A 21897-nucleotide genomic window follows, 5' to 3' on the forward strand; every position below is an offset into this window, starting at 1 on the left:
TTTGAATGACAGACTCTTGGCGGTGCACTTTATATATGCTGGTGCAGAGATGATTTTTTTAAATTTTTAAAATTCTGAAGCTATTGTTTTAACATCCGGCTCAGCTGCTGTTACTCGCCCATGGGCTTGCCGATGGTAGCTAGAATGCCGCCGTCGACGTAGATGATTTGGCCGTTTATAAAATTGCTGGCCGCCGAAGCCAGGAAAACCGTAGTACCGCCTAGTTCATCTGGTTCGCCCCATTTGCCCGCTGGGGTGCGGTTTACGATAAACTCATGAAAAGCATTACCTGCCACCCGTAACGGAGCCGTTTGGCTGGTGGCAAAATAACCCGGACCAATGCCGTTAACCTGAATATTAAACTTAGCCCATTCGGTAGCCATGTTTTTGGTGAGCATTTTTAAACCGCCTTTGGCCGCGGCGTAGGCACCCACATTCTGGCGGCCCAGTTCGCTCATCATGGAGCAAATATTGATGATTTTCCCTTGCTGCCGTTGGATCATGCTTTTTACCACAGCCTGCGATACAATAAACGGCGACGTTAAATCTACATCAATCACCTGCTGCCAATCCGCCAAATCCATTTCCACTAAAGGAATGCGCTTGATAATACCGGCGTTGTTCACCAGAATATCAATATGGCCAATTTCCCGCTCAATCTGTGCCACCAACTCCCGCACTTGCTGCTGATTGGTAACATCGCACAAAAATCCGTGCACTGTAAGTCCTTCGGCCTGGTACTCCTGAATGGCCTGATCTAGTTTCTCCCGCGACGAATTGCCGTTTACCACAATGGTAGCGCCGGCTTGCCCCAAAGCTTTGGCCATGGCCATGCCTAAGCCGTGCGTACCGCCGGTTACCCAGGCAATTTTCCCGGTTAAATTAAATTGTTGTAATACCATATTTTTAAGAAATCGGGATTAGCGTAAATCAGTAATCGGACAAGGGTCCATGTCGCTGTAGTCCAGATTTTCGCCGGCCATGCCCCAGATGAAAGTGTAATTAGACGTAGCCGCTCCCGCGTGAATAGACCAGGGCGGCGAAATAACGGCTTGTTCGTTCTGCATCCAGATGTGGCGGGTTTCCTGGGGCTCGCCCATAAAATGACAAACCGCCTGCCCGGTGGGCACCTCGAAGTACAGATACACTTCCATGCGCCGGTCGTGGGTGTGGGCCGGCATGGTATTCCAGACGCTGCCGGTTTGCAGTTCGGTCATGCCCATTTGCAACTGGCACGTTTGAATGACGCCCGCCACTAATAGTTTATTGATTGTTCTTTTGTTAGCCGTTTCCAGAGAACCTAATTCTACTACTTCGGCCTCGGCACGAGTCACTTTTTTGCTGGGATAAGTCTGGTGAGCCGGCGCGGAATTAAGGTAAAATTTAGCTGGCGCATCGGCCTGGTTGCTGGCAAACGTAACTTCTTTTGTGCCTTTGCCCAAGTACAGAGCTTCTTTGTATTGCAACTCATAGGCTACGCCATCGGCCGTAACGGTGCCCGCACCGCCAATGTTAATAATACCCATTTCCCGTCTTTCTAAAAAATACTCGGCTTTGAGTGGCGGGATAGTTGCTAAAGTTAAAATATCTTGCACCGGCATGGCCCCACCGGCAATGTAACGGTCGAACTGCGTATAACACAACTGAATTTCGTCGGGTTGAAATACCGTTTCGATTAAAAAATTTTCGCGTAGAGCAGTTGTGTCCATGGTTTTGGTTTCCCGGGGACTTACCGCCTGCCGCAAAGTATAATGCATTTTCATAGTTTCGTGTTTGTGGTTAGGGTGCGCAAAGCTACTGAGCAGCAAGAATTATACGTTTGTTTTGATTGCAAGCGTGTTTATTGCTACGATGTTAACGGCAATTTGCTTTTATGCCTGGCGTAAAATCTTATCCATTTTCTTGCCTTTGGCTAATTCGTCCACCAGCTTATCTAAATACCGTACCTGTTGGGTTAAGGGGTTTTCAATTTCTTCGACCCGGTACCCGCAAATAACGCCGGTAATCAGGTGAGCGTTGGGGTTTAAATTGGCTTGGGCAAAGAAAGTTTCGAAAGTTGCTTTTTCCTCGATCAGTTCTTGTAATTTTTGGTCGTTAAAGCCCGTGAGCCATTCCAGTACTTGGTGCAGTTCTGCTTTAGTCCGGCCTTTACTCTCCGCCTTAGTCACATAATGGGGGTAAACCGAGGCAAAGGTTAGTTTGGCGATGCGGGCGTCGTGCTCCGGGGTTGTTTTCATATTATTTTAATCTTTCTAACTGACCTTTTCTTTTTACCAGGTTTTTATAATCCCACTGAATGTCGCGGGCTTTCTTTAGCCATCTTTCCAGATCGGGCAAGTTAACCTGCGCGACGGAAGTATAAAGAATTGAGGCGTCTTTAAATTTACCGGTGCCCACTTGCAACAATTCTTCCTCAAAATCAGCCCCGCTCCAGAACATCAGCCGTATCCCGTTCTTTAGTTTGCTATAACCCACCACTGGGTTGCCTTCTAAAAACCAAACCGGGTGCGCGTGCCAGATTTTGCTTTCAGCTTCGGGTAGTTGCTGGTTGATAATTGCAGCTAGCGAGTCACAAATTTCGTTCTCAACCGCTGCTTGTTTGTTGTTATATGCCTGGATTTCTTCTTTCATAAAGGGGGCATGTTTCTGAAGGCACTAATAAAAGTATCAAGTAATTTTAAGCAAGTGCTTTAGGATTAAAAGTAATGAATAAATAGAAATATAGATAACATGATCCGGTCATTCAGGAGGAACCTATTTAGCTACGTAGTCAAATAGGTTCCTCCTGAATGACCGAAAGAAATTAACCTATACTTTAATCTGTACAGTGCAAAGATTGAACTTACCTTAAATAAGAAATCTTACTCAGAGCATTCATTTTTTAAATTTTTGTAAAACTTAGGCCCTTATAAGTGGCTAAAATGCTACTTTTCATAATCTTTACAAAATAGTTTAAAAGCTACTCCAGCCAAACTTGCTGCGTAAAGGCTCCGTTTACGGCAGCGTCCCATACTTCTACCCGCACCCATTTTTTACCCTTTAAATTGGTATTAAATTTAAAATTTTGCTTCCCGAAAGCCTGCGTTTGCTGCAGATCAATTTTTTCACGGAACACTTGCTTGCCATCTCCCGAAATGATTTCGGCGAAAGTTAGCGGAAAAGTCCAGTTTACGTCCAGGGCAATGGTGGCTTTACCGTTACGGGGCAAGGTAAGCGTTTCGCCGGATTTTTTGCCATTTACGGTAAAGGTGGGCAACAACACTTCGCCGGTAGATACAAAGAACTTGCCTTGTTGCATGGCATCCAGAATGGTTTGCCAGCCCTGGTCATAATTCGGTAGTTTATCGATTTGCAGGTAATTTACGTTGAGGTGGGCGTACATTTCGTTTTCCGGCTCCACGGTAAATAAATCAGCTTCGGCAATTACGTGTTTTTTTAAACCCCAATTTGCCATATCGTCCATTAAATCCAAAACGCGTTTACTTAAGCGGGGCTCCGAGAGTTCGCCGGGAATGTTTTTCCAGGCGGCACCCATAAACCTTTCGGATTTAAAAAATGCTTCTTCTTTGTATTTATCCGGGTAACCCGTAGAGCCTTTGGTGCGGGCGTGGGCCGTCCAGGCCAGGCCATTTTCTACTTCCAGTAACTTTAGCATGTCGTTTTTATCGCCGATGCGGTACACCTTGCCGTAGCGGGCATCTTGGGTCACAAAAGGCATTTCGGGCTTTCGGGACATAATCCAGTACACGGGTTTCGGGAAAAACTGCAGCCAATGGCCGCCAAAAAATTCGTTAGGTTCTTCGCCGGGCAACAGTAAAAACTTATCCGTGGAGAGTCGTTTACATTGTTCAAATAAAGCCTGCAGTTCCTGCAAACGTTGTTCATCCGGACCTTTGGGGTGAGCGGTATAATGAAACTCGCCGAGGTGCACAATATCTACGCCGGTATTTTTAAATACATCCACAAAAGTGGGTTTTTCCGGAACGGGTTTGTTGGCCATTACCACTTTCATGATAAACTCATTATGAAAATGGCTCGACATGGTTTTGTAGCCCGGCAGCGGCAAGTACGTATCGTTGTGGGTAAATTGCTTAACTGTGGTTAAGGTTTTTTCGGGCGAGTCGGTGCTGAGTAAACAGAAAAAGTTTAACCGTTGCTGCGTTTTGGGTGGGGCATTAAACCAAGGCACATACCGATCATCGCCCATCAAATCCTGCCGGATACCAATACCAAAATCGGGCACCAGCTCGCGGTAATTCTTACCTAGCCAGGTAAATTTTAAATTAAACGCTTCGTCTAAAGGGTAAAAATACTGGTGCGGTGCCGGGAATAAGGCCAGCGTACCTTTGGCACCTGAGCCCATAATAGTGCGGTATTTTACAGCTTTGGCTTCGCTGGCTTGGTTGGCGTTTAATGGGATAGTTTGTAGCTTATCCTGGGTGTCGGACCAGGCAATGGTTTGCCAGGTGGGCGCTTTACTTACCAAACCGGCATCGTACAAAATAGCCGTAGAATCTACTTCGGTGGCCATTACGGCGGCCACGTTAAACAAGGGACTGCCGTTGTATAAAGTAATTTCCAGGGCGCCGGTAAACGATGCCGCTTGTACTTCCGAAATCCGGATTACGGTGCGGGAACCCACAGTTTTTACGCTGGCGTTTCTTTTGGTAAAATTTACCAGGTGCGACGTGTGGGGTTTTTTATGGGTTTTATCGAAAAAGATGTTCCAGCCGTTCTGCGAGATTAAATCCCGTTTGCCCACGGTTAAAATAAAGCCGGGGTCTAAAGCCGCGGCAATTTCCTGAAAGTTACCACCCTGGCTGAGCTGTAAACTGGTAAACAAAGGGTTATTTTGGTCCAGGTTCAGAATAATTTTCCCTTTTTCTTTAACTTTTACCGGCCAGCTTACTTCTAACTGATTACCCGAGTGGGTTACCTGAACGTTATTTTTTTTCTGAAATCCGGCCAAATCAACGGGTACCTGGGCCTGGGTAATAACGGTGACGAGGAGAAGCAAAAAGAAGAAAGCTTTTTTCATGTTTTTAGAAAGGTAAGAACGAAAAATTTCCCTCCTGCCGGAAGGTTTCAGGTACTAGCGTTAGCGAATTAAAAAATAATTTAAATAAGAGTACCGGCTTTAAGGCCCAAAATTTAAAAAATTTAAAAAATAAGCAAACCCGGCCAGTCATAAACCAACCGGGTTGTCAGTTTGCTAGTGTACAATTTTATTGCAGTTCTATCCGCTGGACCGGCGAATAAATCATGTCTTCCACGCCGGCAATTTTTACTCCTACCCGCGCAAAAACATAACTTTGCGACGGCACAATGGCGCCCAGCGCCGGCGTACTGATACTCACATTATTTAAATCCGGAATGGCGCTGCCCGCTAAATCGGCTTTGTTAATGTTGTTGCCGGCATCTACAAACTGGGTTTTGTTCACGTAAATCGACACCCGTTCCACGTCTTTGGCGTTTACGTCGGTAATTATTTTCTCTACTTTAACCGTGCCGGTAACCGAACGGCCACTCGCCGAAAACTGCGCATTCCGGACCATGTAGTAAGGTACTACTTCAATGTCTAAGGTTTGGCTGCCTTGCAAGTTAATCGTGAGGCTATCGGGCGTGTTCTGTGCCGTTTTTTTCCATAAGAAAGGCCCCTGGCCGTTGGGTACGGTTAGTTTGTAATCGCCGTTAAACAATACCGTGGTAAAAGTCCCGTCTTGTTTAATGGGCACCCGAATGGAGCTCCGGTTCTGATACTTTTTTTGCCACAATTCAATAAAAACCGGAAAGTCGGAGTTATTGCCCGGTGCGGCGTTAGCGCTTTGCACCAGCAGCGGTTCTCCGTTGTATACAATCCGGCCTTCAAACACCGATTGCGGGGCGTCAAAATTATCTTTTTCGCAGGAGCTTAACAGAAAGCCAACTACTAAAATTTTTAAAAATCGAGCTACTATTTTCATATAATTCATAGAAAATTAAAGTATGACCTATTGATTCGGATTCCGGACAATGAGCGGATTATTGTTGATAATCACATCGTTGATGCGGGAGTAATAATTTCCGAGCCGGAACACGTGGCTTTGCGTTACCCGCGAAGGAGTAACTTTACGGAACACCCATTTTTCGTGGTTGGCGCCGCCAGGATTGTACACTTTGTAGGGCCACAAGCCAAAAACGCGGGTACTGGGTTCGGTAGCTTTGCCAGGCTGGGTAGTTAAATCGGAGTTGCTGCCATCCCAGACAATGTGTGCTAAACGCCACCGTTTCATGTCCCAGAGTAAATGGTTTTCGAAGGCCAGTTCTACTTTGCGTTCGTGCACGATGCGGTCGAAAGTAATATCGCCGGGAGTTAAGGCTTTAGTTAAGCCAGCGCGGGAGCGTACCTGGTTCATGTAGGTAGCAGCTTCGTCGAGTAAGCCTAATTCAAAAGCAGCTTCGGCGGCATTTAACAATACTTCGGCGTACCGGTAACGCACATTCCAGACATCGCTTTGAGTACCAATCTGTCCGGAACCTACCAAGGGATCGTTGTACTTGCGCATGTAAAATCCGGATTGCGCCGAGCCATCGTAGCCATCAATTGGGCCAGAACGGCCTACCACCTGCACCGATGGCCCGCCTTCTACGGGTGCTTTTAATTGTCCTAACTGGTCGCCGGATAAAAAGCTGCCGTTGCTTAACAGTAAACCCGCCCAGATATCAATGGGTTTATCTTTAAACAAAGCGCCGGGCACTAAAGCCGTACCCCGCAACCGCGGATCGCGGCCGGCAAATAAATCTTCGGGTTTGTCGTAGTAAATATAATCGGTGGGGCTACCGTTATTAATAGGCAAAGGCGCAAAGGTATTATCTAGTTTTTCGAAAGATTGCACCAGGTTTAAAGATGGATTTAACCGGCCGCCCCGCTCCCCTTCTTCCGTAATCGCCCGGGGCTGATTATCCAGGGCAAAACCGTGCACTTTGCCGCTGCGCAGTTTAAAATCTTCCACGAAAATTACTTCCGGATTATTGGCTTTATCCAGTATGATATTGGCAAAGTTGGTCGATAAGTCCGGGTTTTTCTGGTACAAACTATACTGGCCGGAGTTGATGAGTTCCTGAGCCGCGGCTAAGGCCGTTTGGTAATAACCATTGGCTTTATCGGCCGGAATACCTACTTCGCCGTTGGGCAAAGACACCGAAGGCGTAGTAGCGCCGTACTTGGCAATAGAACCCGCGTACAATGCCGCCCGGGTTTTAGCGGCCAAAGCCAAGCCGTAGGTAGCGCGCGATTTTTCACCGGGCGTATTGGGCAACACCGATTTAATGGCTTCCATTTCGCTGATCACAAAATCGTACACTTCGGCTTCTTTAGCACGGGGCTTGCGTAAACTGGTAGCATCGCCGCTAAAGTCGTAAATGAGGGGTTCCAGAATCAACGGCACGCCGCCCATCCGTTTTACCATTTCGAAGTAAGCATTGGCCCGTAAAAAACGCGCTTCGGCGGTAAACCGGGTTTTATCTGCCGGCAACAACTTTTCGGAAGCGGCTACCCGCTGCATAAACAAGTTTATTTCCCGGATGTAGCCGTAATCCCAGTAGTTCCAGTCGTCGTAGCTGTATTCGCGGTTTTGGTGCCGGCCGTAGTCGCCGGAGGCAAAAGCTTCGTCGAATGAAGCGTAAATGCCCATGTTACTCGGTTCCACTAAATCTGGAATACGGTTATACAAGTCCGTGATAACCGACAAAACCAGCCGCGGATCTTCGTACACTTCATCTACCAGCAAAATGTTCGTGGACTTTACATTTAAAAAATCTTCGTCTTTCTTACAGCTGCTGTTCAGAGCTAAAGCCCCAATTATTAAAAAAATATATTTTTTCATCGCTGATTCTCTTTTTACAAACTTAAATTAATACCAAAGTTCACCAGTTTATTCTGCGGGTATTGCAAACCATTGTCGTCGGTTATTTCGGCATCAATCCCGTACTGATCCACGTTATCAATAGAGAACAAATTGTAGGTGTTCACAAATAAGCGCAACCTTTCCAGTTTTACCCGGTTGGTTAATGCTTTGGGCAAAGTATAACCTAATTCCATGGTGCGGTTACGGAAGTATTTGGTATTCACAAGCCACCAATCCGAATCTTTATTTAAGTTGCTGTGGCCGCCATCGTTGAAGCGAATCGGTGGATTTTTGCCCGGAATCCATTCGCTGTCCGGGTTTAACGGATCGGCGCGGTGCCAGCGATCGTCGTATAAAATGCGGGCAATATTACCGGTGTTCTGGAAAGCGTTGCGGAGTTCGTTGCGGCGGTTAAAGGTTTGCATGCTCCCCGCCGAAAAATCAGCGGCAAAGTCAAAGCCTTTGTAAGCTACCGTTAAATTTATCCCACCCGACAAAATAGGCGTGGTACTTAAACCGTAACCAATCGGGCGCTCATCGCGGTTATTAATAATACCGTCGCCGTTTACGTCTTTGTATTTAAAATCACCGGGCAACATGGTTTTGTTACCCTGTCCATCGTTGTTAACAGCGTAGGTATTTACGTCTTCCTGCGACTGGAACTGGCCTACTACCTGGTAACCCCAGAAAATATTTCCCCAGCGATCGCCGCGGGCGTTCCGGTATTCTTCCAGAGCATTGCCGTAGCGCGGATTAAACTCATTCTGGTATTTTCGGCGGGCAAAAGAAATGTTACCGCCAATGGTAAAATTAATGCCGTTTACGCTGCCGTTATACATCAAGGAACCCTCGCCACCAATTACCGCATCGGATTCTAAGTTTTCCTGGGGCAAATCATAACCAATTTCGCTGGGCACGAATACGTTGTTTTTGGGCACAATTAAACCATCGCGATTGCGCCGGAAATAATCCAACGTACCGGTAACTTTATTGCCTAAGAAAGAAAAATCCAAGCCTACGTCCAGAATGGTAGCCGTTAACCACGAAATTCGGTCGAAAGGTACGCCCCGGTCGCGGGCCGCCACAATCGCGTTGCCCGACATGATACCGATACCGGTGTTGTAAGAATAACCGGCGGTATAGGCGTACGGGTCCAGGTCTACGTTATAGCCATTAATATCCCGACCAGCGCTATTTCTAGGATCGTAGTACCGGATGGCATCGTCGCCTAATTGTCCGTAAGAACCCCGGAGTTTTAAATCGCTTAAGAAATTGCCATCACCCGTTAAATTTTTAAAAAATTGTTCTTCGGCAATGCGCCAGCCCACGGAAACTGCCGGAAAAAAGCCCCAGCGTTTGTTCGGCGCAAACTTCCAGGAAGCATCGCGGCGGGCCGCTAGTTCCAGAAAGTATTTATCGGCGTAGCCGTAGTTAAAGCGGCCAATATAGCCTACCCGAGCCTGGGTAAAATCCACATCGTCGTAGCGGTCGGCATCAGCAAATTGTACAATCGGCAACACGTTGGTTTTAGGTACCGAGTGAAAGAATACGTTGCGCTCACGCCGTTTTAAACGTTCGGTTAACACAATGCCGCTTACCGTGTGTTTGCCAAAAGTATTGGTGTAGTTTAACTGCAAATTGCCGATGTACTCGTTTTGCTTGTTAGTTACCCGCTCGCGGTACGGGTTCTGGCTACCCCCGGTAATGCGGTACTCATCGGTATCCGGAAAATAGGTATAGGTATCGTAGGTATATTCAAAAATATCCTGCTGAAAATCGCGGAACATGTACGAATACAAACCCTTCAGCACTAATCCTTTTAAAGGCGTTTGGTATTCGCCGGTAATTTGCGGGGTAATTACGTTGGCGTCGTTTTCGAAGAAACCGGCGTGTTCGTAATTTAAGTAACCCCAGTTCGAAGCCGGATTACTGATGGTATTTAAATAATTAGGGTTGTCGTTGGCAAAAGGTCGTTCGGTAGGGCGGTTGCGCAGAATCGCAAACTTTGGCGCAAAGTAATCGTCGCCACCCGGTACCCCCGGATTTTGCCGGTGCTCCAATCGGCCACTTACCGTTAAGCCTACTTTTACGCTTTTAGAGACCCGGGCATCGATGTTCGATTGAATATTGGTACGATTAAACAAGAACTCCCGGCCTAAAACGGAATTCTGGTCTAAGCGCGTGAGGGAAATGTAATAGTTGATGTTTTCGGAGCCGCCGCTGGCGCTCACATTTACGTTGGTTTGCGGCGAATTTTCCTGCACAATGTAATTGTACCAATCGAAGTTGCGGTAGCCGTACTCGGTGCCAGCGCGGTACTTATCTAATTCCGCCTGGGTAATGCCGGTTACACCGTCGCGGTTTATTTCGGCATCGGCTTTTCCTAAGTTCCACTCGTAGGCATTTACTACCCTTGGAAAACGGGTCCAGTTTTGAAAACCGTAGTAGGCATCTACGTTAATGCTGCTTTTCTGGCCCACAGCACCCCGTTTGGTAGTTACGATGATAACGCCGTTAGCCGCCCGAGAACCGTAAATGGCCGCCGAAGCATCTTTTAACACGGTTATGCTTTCTACATCGTTCGGCGAGATGTTATCGAACTGCGACTTGTCTTTAGGTACGCCATCAATAATAAACAAGGGGTTGCCGCCCATGTTCCGGATTTGAATATTGGCTGCCGCACCGGGTCGGCCATCCGGTTGCCGAAACTGCACCCCCGGGATTTTACCCGCTAAGGCGCCACTTACCGTAACGGCGTGCACCCGACCCACATCTTTAGAAGTTACCCCCGAAACGGCCCCGGTAATAGATTCTTTCTTTTGCGTACCATAACCCACCACCACTACTTCTTCCAGGGCTTTGGTATCATCAGCCAGTTTTACGTTGATGCTCGTTTGGTTATTAATGGCAATTTCCTGGGTGAGATATCCAATGAATGAAACAACTAAAGTACCATTGGCATGAGCTGCTGGTACCAAAAGGGTATACTTACCACTACCATCTGTAGTGGTACCATTGTTCGTTCCTTTCACCAAGACTGTTACGCCAGGCAAAGCTTCGCCTTTGATACTCGTAACCGTACCGGCTATGTTTTGCTGGGCATAAACCGAATAATTTGTAAAGCCAACCAGAGTAAAAAAGAGCAGGAGGATCAGTTTCTTCTGTATAAACCAAAGCCTTTTGTTGGTTATAGAAGGGGGTGATTTTTTACGTAACAGGTTTTCCATATTAGAATTTATTAATGGTAGAGATGTAACTAATGGATATAATTGCTAAAGCAGAATTGCAAACCCCGCTTTATAGGCATTGTTTACTCTTAATCCGGGAAATAAAGGGCAATATGTTTCGGTTGCAAAAACTTGATTAATCCAATTAATCCAGCTTTTCCAAAAAGTCGTATTTATTAAAAGAATAAGATTATTCTGCTATTACTTTAAATATTGAATTATCTAATAAAGAACAAATAGTTGCAATTTCTATTCTGCAAAAAACTAACTCACTAAAAACCCTTATTTTAAAAGAAGCTATAGATATTTAATTCAAGTACTTAGGTGAAATAAATTTAACCGGAATATTTTTTATTATTGCGCAACCGGTTGCATAAACATATTATATTTTTGCTCCACTTGCAACAGTTCAGGTCAATAATTTTGTAATTTTTCTAAAATTTTTAATTCTCAAGTCCTCTTTTCACCTAACAACGGTACAATTTTTAATAACAACAAGTTAAATAAAACAATTTTGAGTAAAAGGAGCACGGGTTAATAGCTGGTAACCGGTACTTCTTTAAATAACTGCTTTAAAAATTGCCAGCCTTCGGTAGCGAGTTCGTCGGGGCTGTTGGCTAAAGGCCGCCAGATGCAGGCGGCCTTCGCTAGTTCTTTAGAAGGAGCGCCGAAAGTTTCGATAACTACGGCTCCTTCGTAATTTATCTCGTACAGCGCTTCTTTAATATCCACCCAATCCAGGTGGCCGGTGCCGGGAGTGCCGCGGTCGCTTTCGTTGCCTTGCACATGGCACAGCCAATCTTTACCAATCGCCCGGATGGTTGCCGGGATATTTTTTTCTTCGATGTTACTATGAAAAGTATCCAGCGAAATTTTAATGTTCGGGTGGTTTACTTCCTGCACCAAGGCTAAGGCTTGCTCGGCGGTGTTAATCATGTCGGTTTCAAAACGGTTCAGGGGCTCTACTCCTACCACCACGTTGTAATCGGCGGCAATTTGCCCGACTTCTTTCAGGTTAGCCACGCACCAGGCACGTTCCTGCTTTTTCTGTTCCGGCGTTACGTACCGGGTTTTACCTACCGCCGAGTAAACCGGACCGGTAAAAATGGGGCTGTCCATTTGGGCGGCAATTTTAATGCAATCCGTAATGTATCTCTTGCCGTTTTCCCGAAAGGCCGCCTGGTCGCTGGAAATATCCCGATCCGGGCCAAAAGCGCCGCTAATCGTAATTTTTAAATTTTGTTCTTGCGCCTGTTCTTTTAACTGTACCCAATCAATTAAGTCGGTTTGCTCCACGGCTACTTCCAGAATATCGTAGCCGATTTGTTTTACTTTGGCGAGCAAATTAAAATCAGCCGTTTGAAAGGGCGACACCCAGATAAAAGTACTGGCACCTAATGAAATCATCTGTTAAAGAATTTGGCGAAAGAAAAATTTTAAAAATTTATGCGCGTACAGGTTAGTTTATACTTCGGCTTTTGCCGGCACTTCCTGTAATTCAAAATCCGGAATGGCAATGCGTTTGCCGTTGTTCATGGCCGATTCGTGGGCGCAAATACCGGCACAGGTGTAATTAGCAGCTAGTTCGGCATCTACCGCTGAGTCGCGTCCTTCCACGATGGCGGCGACAAACTCTTGTACTAAATGCGGGTGCGAACCACCGTGACCAGCGCCTTGCAAAAACGAAACGTGGTTAGGGTCATCAATTTTTTCGCGCTTGGTAAAATGCTTGATGGGCTCTATGAGTAAATCGTCGGTGTCGGGCACGTTAATGCGCCGCGCGTTTTCGCCGCCGTCGAAAATTACGTGTTCCTCGTCTTGCAACTGCTCCCACTCAAACGACATTTTAGTGCCGTACACGTCGTAACTCTCGCGGTATTGGCGCACCACGTCAAACAACGAGCGGGTAGCCTCGGCTACCACATCCGAATTTTTCAAAGTAAAGGTGGCGGTTTCTACCGCAAACGGCGAGTTGTAGCGGCTGGCTAAATCGTCGCTTAAACGGCCCGAGCCGTGGCATACCACACTTTCGGCCTTGGTATTATTTATCCGGAGCAACGGCGAAATCGCGTGCGTACCGTTTAACATCGGCGGGTAACCTTTCCAGTATTCGGCCCAGCCTTCCATGCTCATATCCTGGATGTGCGAACCTCTGACAAACTGAATCCGACCCAATTGGCCACTTTCGGCTAATTGCAGGCCATATAAAAATTCCCGGGTATAAAGCGCGGTTTCCATCATCATGTATACCTTGCCCGATTTGCGTTTGGCTTCCACAATGGCTTTGCAATCTTCCACGGTCATGGCCATGGGAATGGTGCAGGCCGTGTGTTTGTTGGCGTTCAAGGATGCTAAAGTCATTTTAGCGTGTTCTGGTACCGGGGTTACAATATGAATGGCATCTACATCGTCGCGTAAAGGTACATCTTCGAAATTCTCGAACAGTAAATCCTGATCCAGGTTGTATTTGGCGGCCAGTTCATCGAGCGTTTGACGGTTGCGGGTACAAATGCCCACCGCTTTAATGTTCGGGTGACTTTGGTAAATGGGAATAAATTCTTTTCCGAAACCCATGCCTACAATTACTACGGTAATCTTTTTGTCGCTCATCATGTTTGTATTCGTTTATTAATCAGATAATTTTTGATTTGTAGTTCAGGAAAAAGCTGCTCCGGTATCAGCTTAAGATTAAGTTGACCAGCATTCCGAAAGAATTATTTTTTAAATTTTTACTTTTCAGCAGACTTTAAATAGCCTCCAAAACTTGAAAAAGGAGCCAGCTATTAAATAGTAGCCAACACGAAAGCTTACTGGTTATTTGTACCAGTTTCACTCAATTTTCTGGGGCGCTTGCGAGAAAGCTTTTAATTAAGAATTATGCTATTTTTTAGCCGCCCATTGCACCGCATTCCGGATAATGTTTTGGTAATTGGCAATGTTGTGCGATTCGGCGTCGTGGCCTAAGGCTACTCCCACAATGCGGGCTTTGGGGTGTTTAATAATAAAAATAGAAGGATAAATTTTATCGGAACCGGCTACGCTGGAGTTGGCCAACACCTCGATGCCCGGCCCCGCCGGATCGGGGTTGTAGTAGTAGCGCTCGTCTTTTAAGGTAAATTTAGGCTCCACTCCTTTCATAACCGGGTGCTTGGGTTTGGTGACGGTTACTTCAAAGCTACCGTACTTATCGTGACCCCGCGAACCGCCGCTTACCAGTTGCAAATTGTATTCCGGCCAGTCCTTCCAGTTATACCACAAGGCCGGGTGCGCCAGCACCAAACCTTTACCGGCTTGGGCAAAATCAAAAATGGCCTGCCGTACTTTGGGGTCGTTGATGGGTTGGTTGTTACTTAAAAACAGCACGTCGGTTTGGGGCAAAAACAATAAAATCGAATCCGGATTGCTCAGGTAAGTAACCTGGGCCAGATTGTTTTTCCGCAAGGTTTCGCCATCGGCTTGCTTGTACCATTTATTAAAATCGTGCGATGAGCCGCCGCCCACCATCAGTACTTTAATTTCTTTGGCTGGGCTGGAAATGGCTGTTACGTTAGTTTTACAATTCAAGAATACGAAGCCGGTAGTTAGTACAAACACGACCCACGTATACAATTTTACTTTTCTCAAAAGTACTTTTTCAAAAGTTGCTTTCATCATATATTTATAACTCTAGAATAAGATGGTAATTTTAGTTTTTTTTAAAATTTATCTGTTTCAACCACTCTACTGCGCGCTTTTTTATTTTTTTGCATTTTCCGGAAAATTTAATTTACCACTTTTAAAATACCGTTCATAATGCGCCAGTGCCCCGGGAAAGTACAAACAAAAGGATAGTCGCCGGGTTGAGCTGGCGCCGTAAACCGCAAGGTTACTTCTTCGCCGGAGTTTACCAGTTTAGTAGCGTGCAGTACTTCGGGGATTTGCGGCACGTAGCTTTTTTCGGCGCCGTTCGGGTCGCGGGCAATGGCGTCGGCGGCGGCTCCTACTTTTTGCATCGTACCTTTCTGAATAATTACCAGGTTGTGCTGCATGTTATCGGGGTTCATCAGATTGATGATTACTTTCTGACCTGCTTTTACGGTAAGCAGTTTTTTATCGAACTGCATCACATTTTCGACTACCCGCAGGTTAATGGTAACGGTTTCGCTGTTGTTCGTGGCGCTGGCCGTATTTTTAACCGGCATTGTTTTTACCACCGCTTTTCCCCCGGTTGGTTTGTTAGCGGCTATAGATTTACTCGTTTTACCGGCTTGTCGTAGTTCTAAAGTAGCGTTTTGCATATCACCGACCAGCCGGAAAGTGCCTTCGTATTTTCCCATGCGGTCTTCGTTTTCCACGTCCTGCGATACCCGCACGGTGGTGGTAAGCGGTTGGGTAAATAGGCCCGGCGCTTTGGCTTGCGCTACCAATTGCCCATCTATTTCTACATTCATTTCGCCGCCATTTAACAGTTGCGCTTCAAAATCAAACTTATCGGGTACGGGCTGCGCTGAAACGGCTTGGTAAGTTTTGCCTTTTTGCCGCACTACCAGGTTTAACTTACCCTCCTGAATAAACAGCCCGTAGCCATTTTCTTTATCACCCTGGGCCATAATTAAACCTTGCAAATCGCGGTTGCCTTTGGCAATGGTGCCTTTCATAATTATCTCTTTGCCTTTTACATCCGGCGGAAAAAGCAGATTACCGCGGCGGGGCAAGGCATAACTTTCTTCGCTTACGGCTTTGGCTACCCGCGCACTTAAATTATCGGGGTTGTTGCTTTCAGGATTGTTTTTGGCGGCCGCAGCTAAAAAACCATTTTGGTGCGTGATTGCAGCCGCAAAAGCCGCCCGGGAAATCCATTCATCCTGGCCATTTTCGGGTTTTAAAGTAGCTTCGTACACCAGTTTACCTAATTCATCGGAGGCCGGCATTTCGGCTATGGCTAGCAAGGTATTGAGCCGCACATTTAAATTCGGATCGTTGAGTAAGCTGCTTTTCTGAATAATATCACTGGTTTGGGTAGTTCTGGGCATTACTGCTAGAGCAGCTTTGCGCACGCCGGCAGCCGGATGGCTCATAGCTTTTACGGCTACCTGCATGGCTTCGGCGTTGGTTCCGTCCAAAGCGCCCAATCCGTGTAAAGTCCAAAGCGCGTGTACCGCCGGACTATTCAGGCCGATTTCGTCTACTTTCTGGTTGTTTATAATTTTGTACAAACCAGGTAAAGCGGCTTTATCTTTATTTTCTACTAACAACCGCTGAGCGGTCATGCGCCAGAACATGTTGTCGTTTTCCAGGGCGGCTAGTAAAGCCGGCGTATCGGTTTTGCTTAGCTTAAGGGGCGTGTAAGGTTGCGCTTTTTTGTAAACTACCCGGTAAACCCGCCCGTGGTTGATGTCGCGTAAGGGGCTTTTAAACGCGTTGCCCTGGCCCATGGGTTGTTCGGTAAAAGGCAATACCATTTCGGAAGGCGCCTGCGCGGGCACAAACACGTTGTGCTGAATAATAAAATTATACCAATCGGCTACCCAAACTGCCCCATCGGGACCAACTTCGGCGTGCACCGGCCCAAACCATTCGTCGGAACTGGCCATTAAATTCCAGCCATCTTTTTCGGCAAAGCCAGCACCTTTGGGTTCAATAATGGCATTGTGCAGTAAGCGTACGGTAGGTTCACACACCAAGGCAATGCGGTTCCAGTATTCTTTCGGAAAGCTGCGGGCGGTGTACAGATGATGCCCCGCGGCTGAGGTAAAACCGCCCACTACGTCTACCTGGCGCAGGTTGGGGGTTAGGGTATGCGCGTCGTAATGGCCGTCGATTTTTTGTACGGGCAAAATGCCGGTAGAGGCGGCTTTGCCATCGGCGGTAGAAGCCGTTAAAGCCGGCAAAGCTCTTTGCGTGTATTTGGCCGGCATGGAGTAAAAAGCACTGTGGGTATTATTGGCCGTAGAAATAAACACGTTATTATCTTCAGAGAATCCTAAACCCCAGGTATTGTTGCTGGTGTTAGCTAGAAACTCCATACCGGTACCATCTGGATTTACGTGGTACACACCGGTCCGGAAACTTAAATTTTTGCTGTCTTTGGTGGTACCGTTGAAGCCGGAACCTACTACGCCCCAGATTTTATTGTCGAAGCCGTATTGCAAGTTCGATGGGCCAAAGTGGGTGTCGTTCTTTTCCCAGCCGGTCATGATATTTTCGCGCACGTCGGCTTTATCGTCGCCGTCGGTATCTTTTAAAAACACAAAGTGAGGCGCCATGGAAACAATTACCCCGCCGTTGGCAAATACCATACTGGTCGGAATATTCAGTTTATCGGCGAAAACGGTAAACTTATCGGCTTTGCCATCGCCGTTGGTGTCTTCGCAAATTTTAATGCGGTCGTTGGCGGCGCCGTCGGTTTCCAAGAAAGTATTCGGGTAATCCACGGATTCTACAATCCACAAGCGCCCGCGCTCATCCCACGACATGGCAATGGGGTTGGTAATATCGGGTTCAGTGGCAAATAGTTGCACCTCGAAATTTACCGGTACCTGGGTTAATTTTAAAGATTGTTCCGGCGACAAGGCTTCCTGCATTTTGGGCACTAGATGGCGCTTGGTATAATCCGTGATGGCAATGTTGGATGAAGCGTAAATATCGACGTTCGGGGCATTTAAAGCTGCAATTTGCTTTTGCACTTTGTCGCCGATGGCCCATAAAACGCCGTTGCTTACTAGTTTCTGAAAGCCGGGTTTGGTCCAGGTGCTGTCGTCGTGGCCGTAAGCGGTGTAAAATACGCGTCCTTTGCCTTGGTTGCGCACCCAGGTGTAGGGCTCGCGGGTGCTACCTTCTACCCGTTCCATGAGCACGGTTTTGTCTTTGTTCAGATTTTGGTGCACGTAGGTTTCGTCGGTGGTCGAAAATTCGGTTAAACCCTGCGTAACCGGATGTTTTTTATTGACGATAGCGGTGGTAAAAGTACCGTTGCCGTGCGACTTAAATTGGCCGCCAATAGCGTTGATATACCACTCCGAATTTTTAAAGCAACCGGTTGCGCAATGCAACGGAATTAAACCTTTACCTCCTTCTACAAAACCCTGTAAGGCTTTTTCCTGGTCGGCGGCTAAGGTATCGTGGTTCGCGTAAATAACTAACCCGTCGTATTTGCTTAAGTTTTCGGGATTTAAATCTTTTAAATCAATGGTATAAGTCAGGTTTACACCGCTTTTAAATAAAGTAATAGCCAGCCAGGGCGCGTATTTACCGGAGTCGTGGTGTTTGCTGTTGTGGCCCAGAAACAAGACTTCACCCCGGCGCGGACCTTCTTTACCAGAGGTATTGCTGGTCGCAGACATACTGTTCATTCCTGCTTTTTTGGCGCAACCGGAAAACAGCAAACCGGTGAAAAGAACAAGGCAAATTAGTTTCTTCATTTTAGCGATGTATGAGTATATTAAAAGCTAATTTTCAACTGGTGAGTACCAATTAAAAGCACCCTGCTTTACCCCCTGTTTCTTAAACCCCAACGTATTGGTGCTTTAGAATTAAGTATTAAATGAACTTGGGTAAATGCTTTATTTATCAGTTTTTGGTTTTTTGCTGTGGAATCAGGTACTGCCTTTTTCTCCAGGAAGGCTTAAGGTAAAACTTAATCTTTTGGGGCTTTTACCGATTTGTATAAAGCAGCTAAAAACAAAAAATTTAAAAAATATATCTATCGAACTATTTAAAACGAATCTGCGAATCTTTTCGGGCGAATTACATTAAATGCAAAAAATGGCCAGAAGAAGGATATCCGGTAAAAGAAATTAAAATGCGCAACCGGTTGCGTAATGTTAGAACAAAATTTTTTATATTCAAAATACTGATTGTAAAAAAATACTTATTTTTTTTTGAGACTCGATTCCCGCACGATCAATTCCGTGGAAAGTACTTTTTTTTCGATGAGAACGGTTTTATCCTGGATGTGTTGGAAAAAAATTTCGGCGGCGGTTTCGCCAATCTGAAAAGCGGGTTGCACCAACGAAGATAAAGGCGGTTCTACTACCGTGTCCATAGGTTCGTTACAAAAGCCCACTACGGCAATTTCGTCCGGAATTTTAATTTTATTCTTTTTTAAAGTAATCATTACCCCAATGGCAATAGGGTCGCAGAAACCAAAAATGGCATCGGGCCGGATGCCGGCATCTAACATTCTTTGCGCTGCTTCGCTCCCATTTTCCTGTTCTAAACCCGGGCCGCAATCAATTAATAATTCTTCCTCGAAAGGAATATTATAGGCTTTTAAAGCATCTTTGTAGCCATTAATGCGATTCTGACTGATTAACAACAAGGGCGGACCGGCAAAGTGCGCGATTTTACGGCAACCTTGTTGTATTAAATGTTCTACCGCCATAAAAGCACCCTGGTAATCGTTCAGGATAACGCTGCTGGCTTCTATATCGGGGCAAATGCGGTCGAAGAAAATAAGCGGAATGTTTTTCTCCTGGAAAACTTTAAAATGATCGTAGTTCTTTGTTTCCCGCGAAATAGACACGAGCAAACCATCTACCTTGCTGGACAATAAAGTTTGCGACACAATGACTTCGCGCTCGTACGACTCCGCCGATTGGCAAATAATTACTTTGTAGCCCGATTTATACGCGAGCTCCTCAATCCCCGAAATAACCGTGGAAAAATAATAATGCGACAGCAGCGGCACAATTACTCCAATGGTTTTGGTAGAGCGTTTGGAAAGGCTGGAAGCAATATCGTTGGGATGGTAATTGTACTTTTTAGCCAGGTCCTGCACCGCTTTTTTGGTAGCTTCGCCAATAGACCGGTGGTTTTTTAAAGCCCGAGATACGGTTGATTTTGAAACGTTTAGCTCCCGGGCAATATCAATAATAGTAGTTTCTTTATAGGGGGTCGGTACTTGCGCCATCTTCTAAAATTTATCTTAACCAGCTCCTATTTCCAACAAAACAAGCGTAAATATTCAGAAAATTTAAATTTGGAAAACAAAACCGGCTTTATGCTTTTACAGTTTACATCTTCTACTCAGAGCCACTAAATTACTTACAAAATACAGGTATATCGCTAATGGCTCAACAGCACTTGCAAGTTGGATTGGCAGAACAAGCCCAAAAGAAACAGGTAAATTGGTGTACTATTTAGTTAGTTTTACTAATAATTACTAAGGTAAGCGCATTTTTTTATAAAATCACCCAGGTTGCCTGGGCAAAAGCATAGCTGGTTTGCCCGATTTTGCTTTTTTTTAAATAGGTTTACTAGGCTCAAATCGGATCACTTTTTATTTGTTTTGCATCGGTTTACCAAATTACACTTATTTTAAAACAACAGCAAAGTACTGGTGCCAGAGCTAGTTTCATCAGCTTATCAGCTAATTTTTTAAATTTATCCATTTCGGGAGCTAAAGCCTGTGCGGCATCAACCAGAATGAAAGCAGATAGTCCATACATTTTAATGCTGGGTTGCTTTGATACCAAAGAAGAAGTTTTTTCTTTTTTGCGCGACCAATTACTGGCCCATGGTTTAAACGTGCTTACTTTAAATACCGGTGTACTCGGCACTACCGCTTTGTTTCCCGTGGATTACGAAGCAGAACAAGTAGCGCAAGCTGCCGGCCACGTGCTGGAAGCCATCCGGGAAAAGCAGGACCGGGGATTTGCGGTAGATGTAATGGGCCAAGGAGCAGCCCGCCTGGTAGCTGATCTGGTAAAAAAAGGCGGTATGCAGGCCGCCATTGGCATGGGCGGGGGCGGCGGAACCTACATTACTTTAGCCGCCATGCAATCCATCCCATTAGGTGTGCCCAAGCTTTGTTTAACCACTTTAGCCACCAAAGACTTATCCCGGCAAATCGGCATTAAAGATATTACCTTAGTACCTTCGGTGGTGGATCTGGCGGGCCTTAATTCCATCAGTTCATTGTTAATCAGCCAGGCTGCCGCCGCCATAAGCGCCATGAGCCGGGTAAAAAACCAAAAATTTAAAAATTCCGGCAAAAGCATCGCTATTAGCATGTTTGGCAATACCACTGCCTGCGTGGACCGATGCAGTAAGCTCCTGAACGAGCAAGGCTACGAAACCATGGCATTTCATGCTACCGGGGTGGGTGGGCAAACCATGGAAGCGCTCATCCGCGAAAATTACTTTGCCGCCGTGTTGGATGTTACCACTACCGAGTTAGCCGATGATTTATGCGGGGGAATTTTAAGCGCTGGTCCCGAACGTTTAACGGCTGCCGCCGAAATGGGCATTCCGCAGGTGGTGGTGCCGGGCTGTCTGGATATGGTAAATTTTGCCCAGAAAGAAACCGTACCCCGCTCCTACCACTCGCGGCAATTTTACAACTGGGCCCCCGATGTAACCTTAATGCGCACCAACGCCGAAGAAAACCAGCAGCTGGGCGAACAGTTAGCTACCAAACTAAATGGGGCCCGAGGTCCCGTTACCATTGTTTTACCCTTGCGGGGCATTTCGCAGATCAGCGCTTCCGGCGGGGTTTTTCATCGCCCCGAAGTAGACCAGGTTTTATTTAGTACCATTAAGGCCCACGCCAAAGCGCCCGTGCAGGTAAAAGAAGTAGACGCCCACATTAACGATGCCGCTTTCGCTGATTTTTTGGTAAGCACGCTTCTGGAAATGATTCAGGAAAATCAGGAAAAACTAAAAGAGAAAGCTAATTTTTAAATTTTAATACCACATCAACTTATCCTGACAACAAAAGCCGGTCTAGTTCATGGCTAAGATAAAATTTTTAAAATCTAGCTTTACCGGAGTGATTTTTTTTAAAATTCAGGTTAATTAAGAAT

Annotated in this window: 14 protein-coding genes; 1 reads left to right on the forward strand and 13 read right to left on the reverse strand. The window is 46.1% G+C overall.

Features of this window, described 5'->3' with window-relative positions; genetic code table 11:
- Window positions 1-110: 110 nt before the first annotated feature.
- The 13 genes from HUW51_RS05770 to HUW51_RS05830 form a co-directional block, all read right to left on the reverse strand.
- Window positions 111-902: a gluconate 5-dehydrogenase gene (locus HUW51_RS05770; RefSeq protein WP_185273042.1), complete on the reverse strand. Its 792-nt coding sequence runs from the start codon at window positions 900-902 to the stop codon at window positions 111-113.
- Between the two features lie 18 nt (window positions 903-920).
- Entirely contained in the window at window positions 921-1763 is an 843-nt protein-coding gene (kduI, locus tag HUW51_RS05775; protein ID WP_185273043.1) for a 5-dehydro-4-deoxy-D-glucuronate isomerase, read from the reverse strand.
- Window positions 1764-1871: 108 nt separating this feature from the next.
- The gene (locus tag HUW51_RS05780; protein ID WP_185273044.1) at window positions 1872-2237 is read right to left on the reverse strand and encodes a DUF2200 domain-containing protein; all 366 of its coding nucleotides are present in this window, start codon (window positions 2235-2237) and stop codon (window positions 1872-1874) included.
- A gap of 1 nt (window position 2238) precedes the next feature.
- Window positions 2239-2631, reverse strand: coding sequence for a DUF1801 domain-containing protein (locus HUW51_RS05785; protein ID WP_185273045.1), 393 nt, complete (start codon window positions 2629-2631; stop codon window positions 2239-2241).
- Between the two features lie 328 nt (window positions 2632-2959).
- Window positions 2960-5038 (reverse strand): CehA/McbA family metallohydrolase domain-containing protein, encoded by a 2079-nt coding sequence (locus HUW51_RS05790; RefSeq protein WP_185273046.1) that lies wholly within the window; start codon window positions 5036-5038, stop codon window positions 2960-2962.
- A 187-nt stretch (window positions 5039-5225) separates the two neighbouring features.
- The gene (locus HUW51_RS05795) at window positions 5226-5963 is read right to left on the reverse strand and encodes a DUF3823 domain-containing protein (protein WP_185273047.1); all 738 of its coding nucleotides are present in this window, start codon (window positions 5961-5963) and stop codon (window positions 5226-5228) included.
- A gap of 27 nt (window positions 5964-5990) precedes the next feature.
- Window positions 5991-7865 carry a RagB/SusD family nutrient uptake outer membrane protein gene (locus HUW51_RS05800; protein ID WP_185273048.1) on the reverse strand — a complete coding sequence of 625 codons (1875 nt, stop codon included), beginning with the start codon at window positions 7863-7865 and terminating at the stop codon, window positions 5991-5993.
- Window positions 7866-7879: 14 nt separating this feature from the next.
- Window positions 7880-11113: a SusC/RagA family TonB-linked outer membrane protein gene (locus HUW51_RS05805; RefSeq protein WP_185273049.1), complete on the reverse strand. Its 3234-nt coding sequence runs from the start codon at window positions 11111-11113 to the stop codon at window positions 7880-7882.
- A gap of 534 nt (window positions 11114-11647) precedes the next feature.
- On the reverse strand, window positions 11648-12520 hold the full coding sequence (locus HUW51_RS05810; RefSeq protein ID WP_228466935.1) for a sugar phosphate isomerase/epimerase family protein: 873 nt from the start codon (window positions 12518-12520) through the stop codon (window positions 11648-11650).
- Window positions 12521-12577: 57 nt separating this feature from the next.
- Window positions 12578-13723, reverse strand: a complete 1146-nt coding sequence (locus tag HUW51_RS05815) for a Gfo/Idh/MocA family protein (RefSeq protein WP_185274436.1) — start codon at window positions 13721-13723, stop codon at window positions 12578-12580.
- Window positions 13724-13993: 270 nt separating this feature from the next.
- Window positions 13994-14767: a ThuA domain-containing protein gene (locus HUW51_RS05820; protein WP_228466936.1), complete on the reverse strand. Its 774-nt coding sequence runs from the start codon at window positions 14765-14767 to the stop codon at window positions 13994-13996.
- Between the two features lie 107 nt (window positions 14768-14874).
- Window positions 14875-18513, reverse strand: a complete 3639-nt coding sequence (locus HUW51_RS05825) for a PVC-type heme-binding CxxCH protein (RefSeq protein WP_185273050.1) — start codon at window positions 18511-18513, stop codon at window positions 14875-14877.
- Window positions 18514-18962: 449 nt separating this feature from the next.
- Window positions 18963-20003 (reverse strand): LacI family DNA-binding transcriptional regulator, encoded by a 1041-nt coding sequence (locus HUW51_RS05830; protein ID WP_185273051.1) that lies wholly within the window; start codon window positions 20001-20003, stop codon window positions 18963-18965.
- Between the two features lie 515 nt (window positions 20004-20518).
- Between HUW51_RS05830 and HUW51_RS05835 the strand changes: the two genes are divergently transcribed.
- A complete protein-coding gene (locus HUW51_RS05835) occupies window positions 20519-21775 on the forward strand; it encodes a Tm-1-like ATP-binding domain-containing protein (protein ID WP_185273052.1) in 1257 nt (418 codons plus the stop codon).
- Window positions 21776-21897: the final 122 nt, after the last annotated feature.

The sequence above is a fragment of the Adhaeribacter swui genome (assembly GCF_014217805.1).
Lineage (GTDB): Bacteria > Bacteroidota > Bacteroidia > Cytophagales > Hymenobacteraceae > Adhaeribacter > Adhaeribacter swui.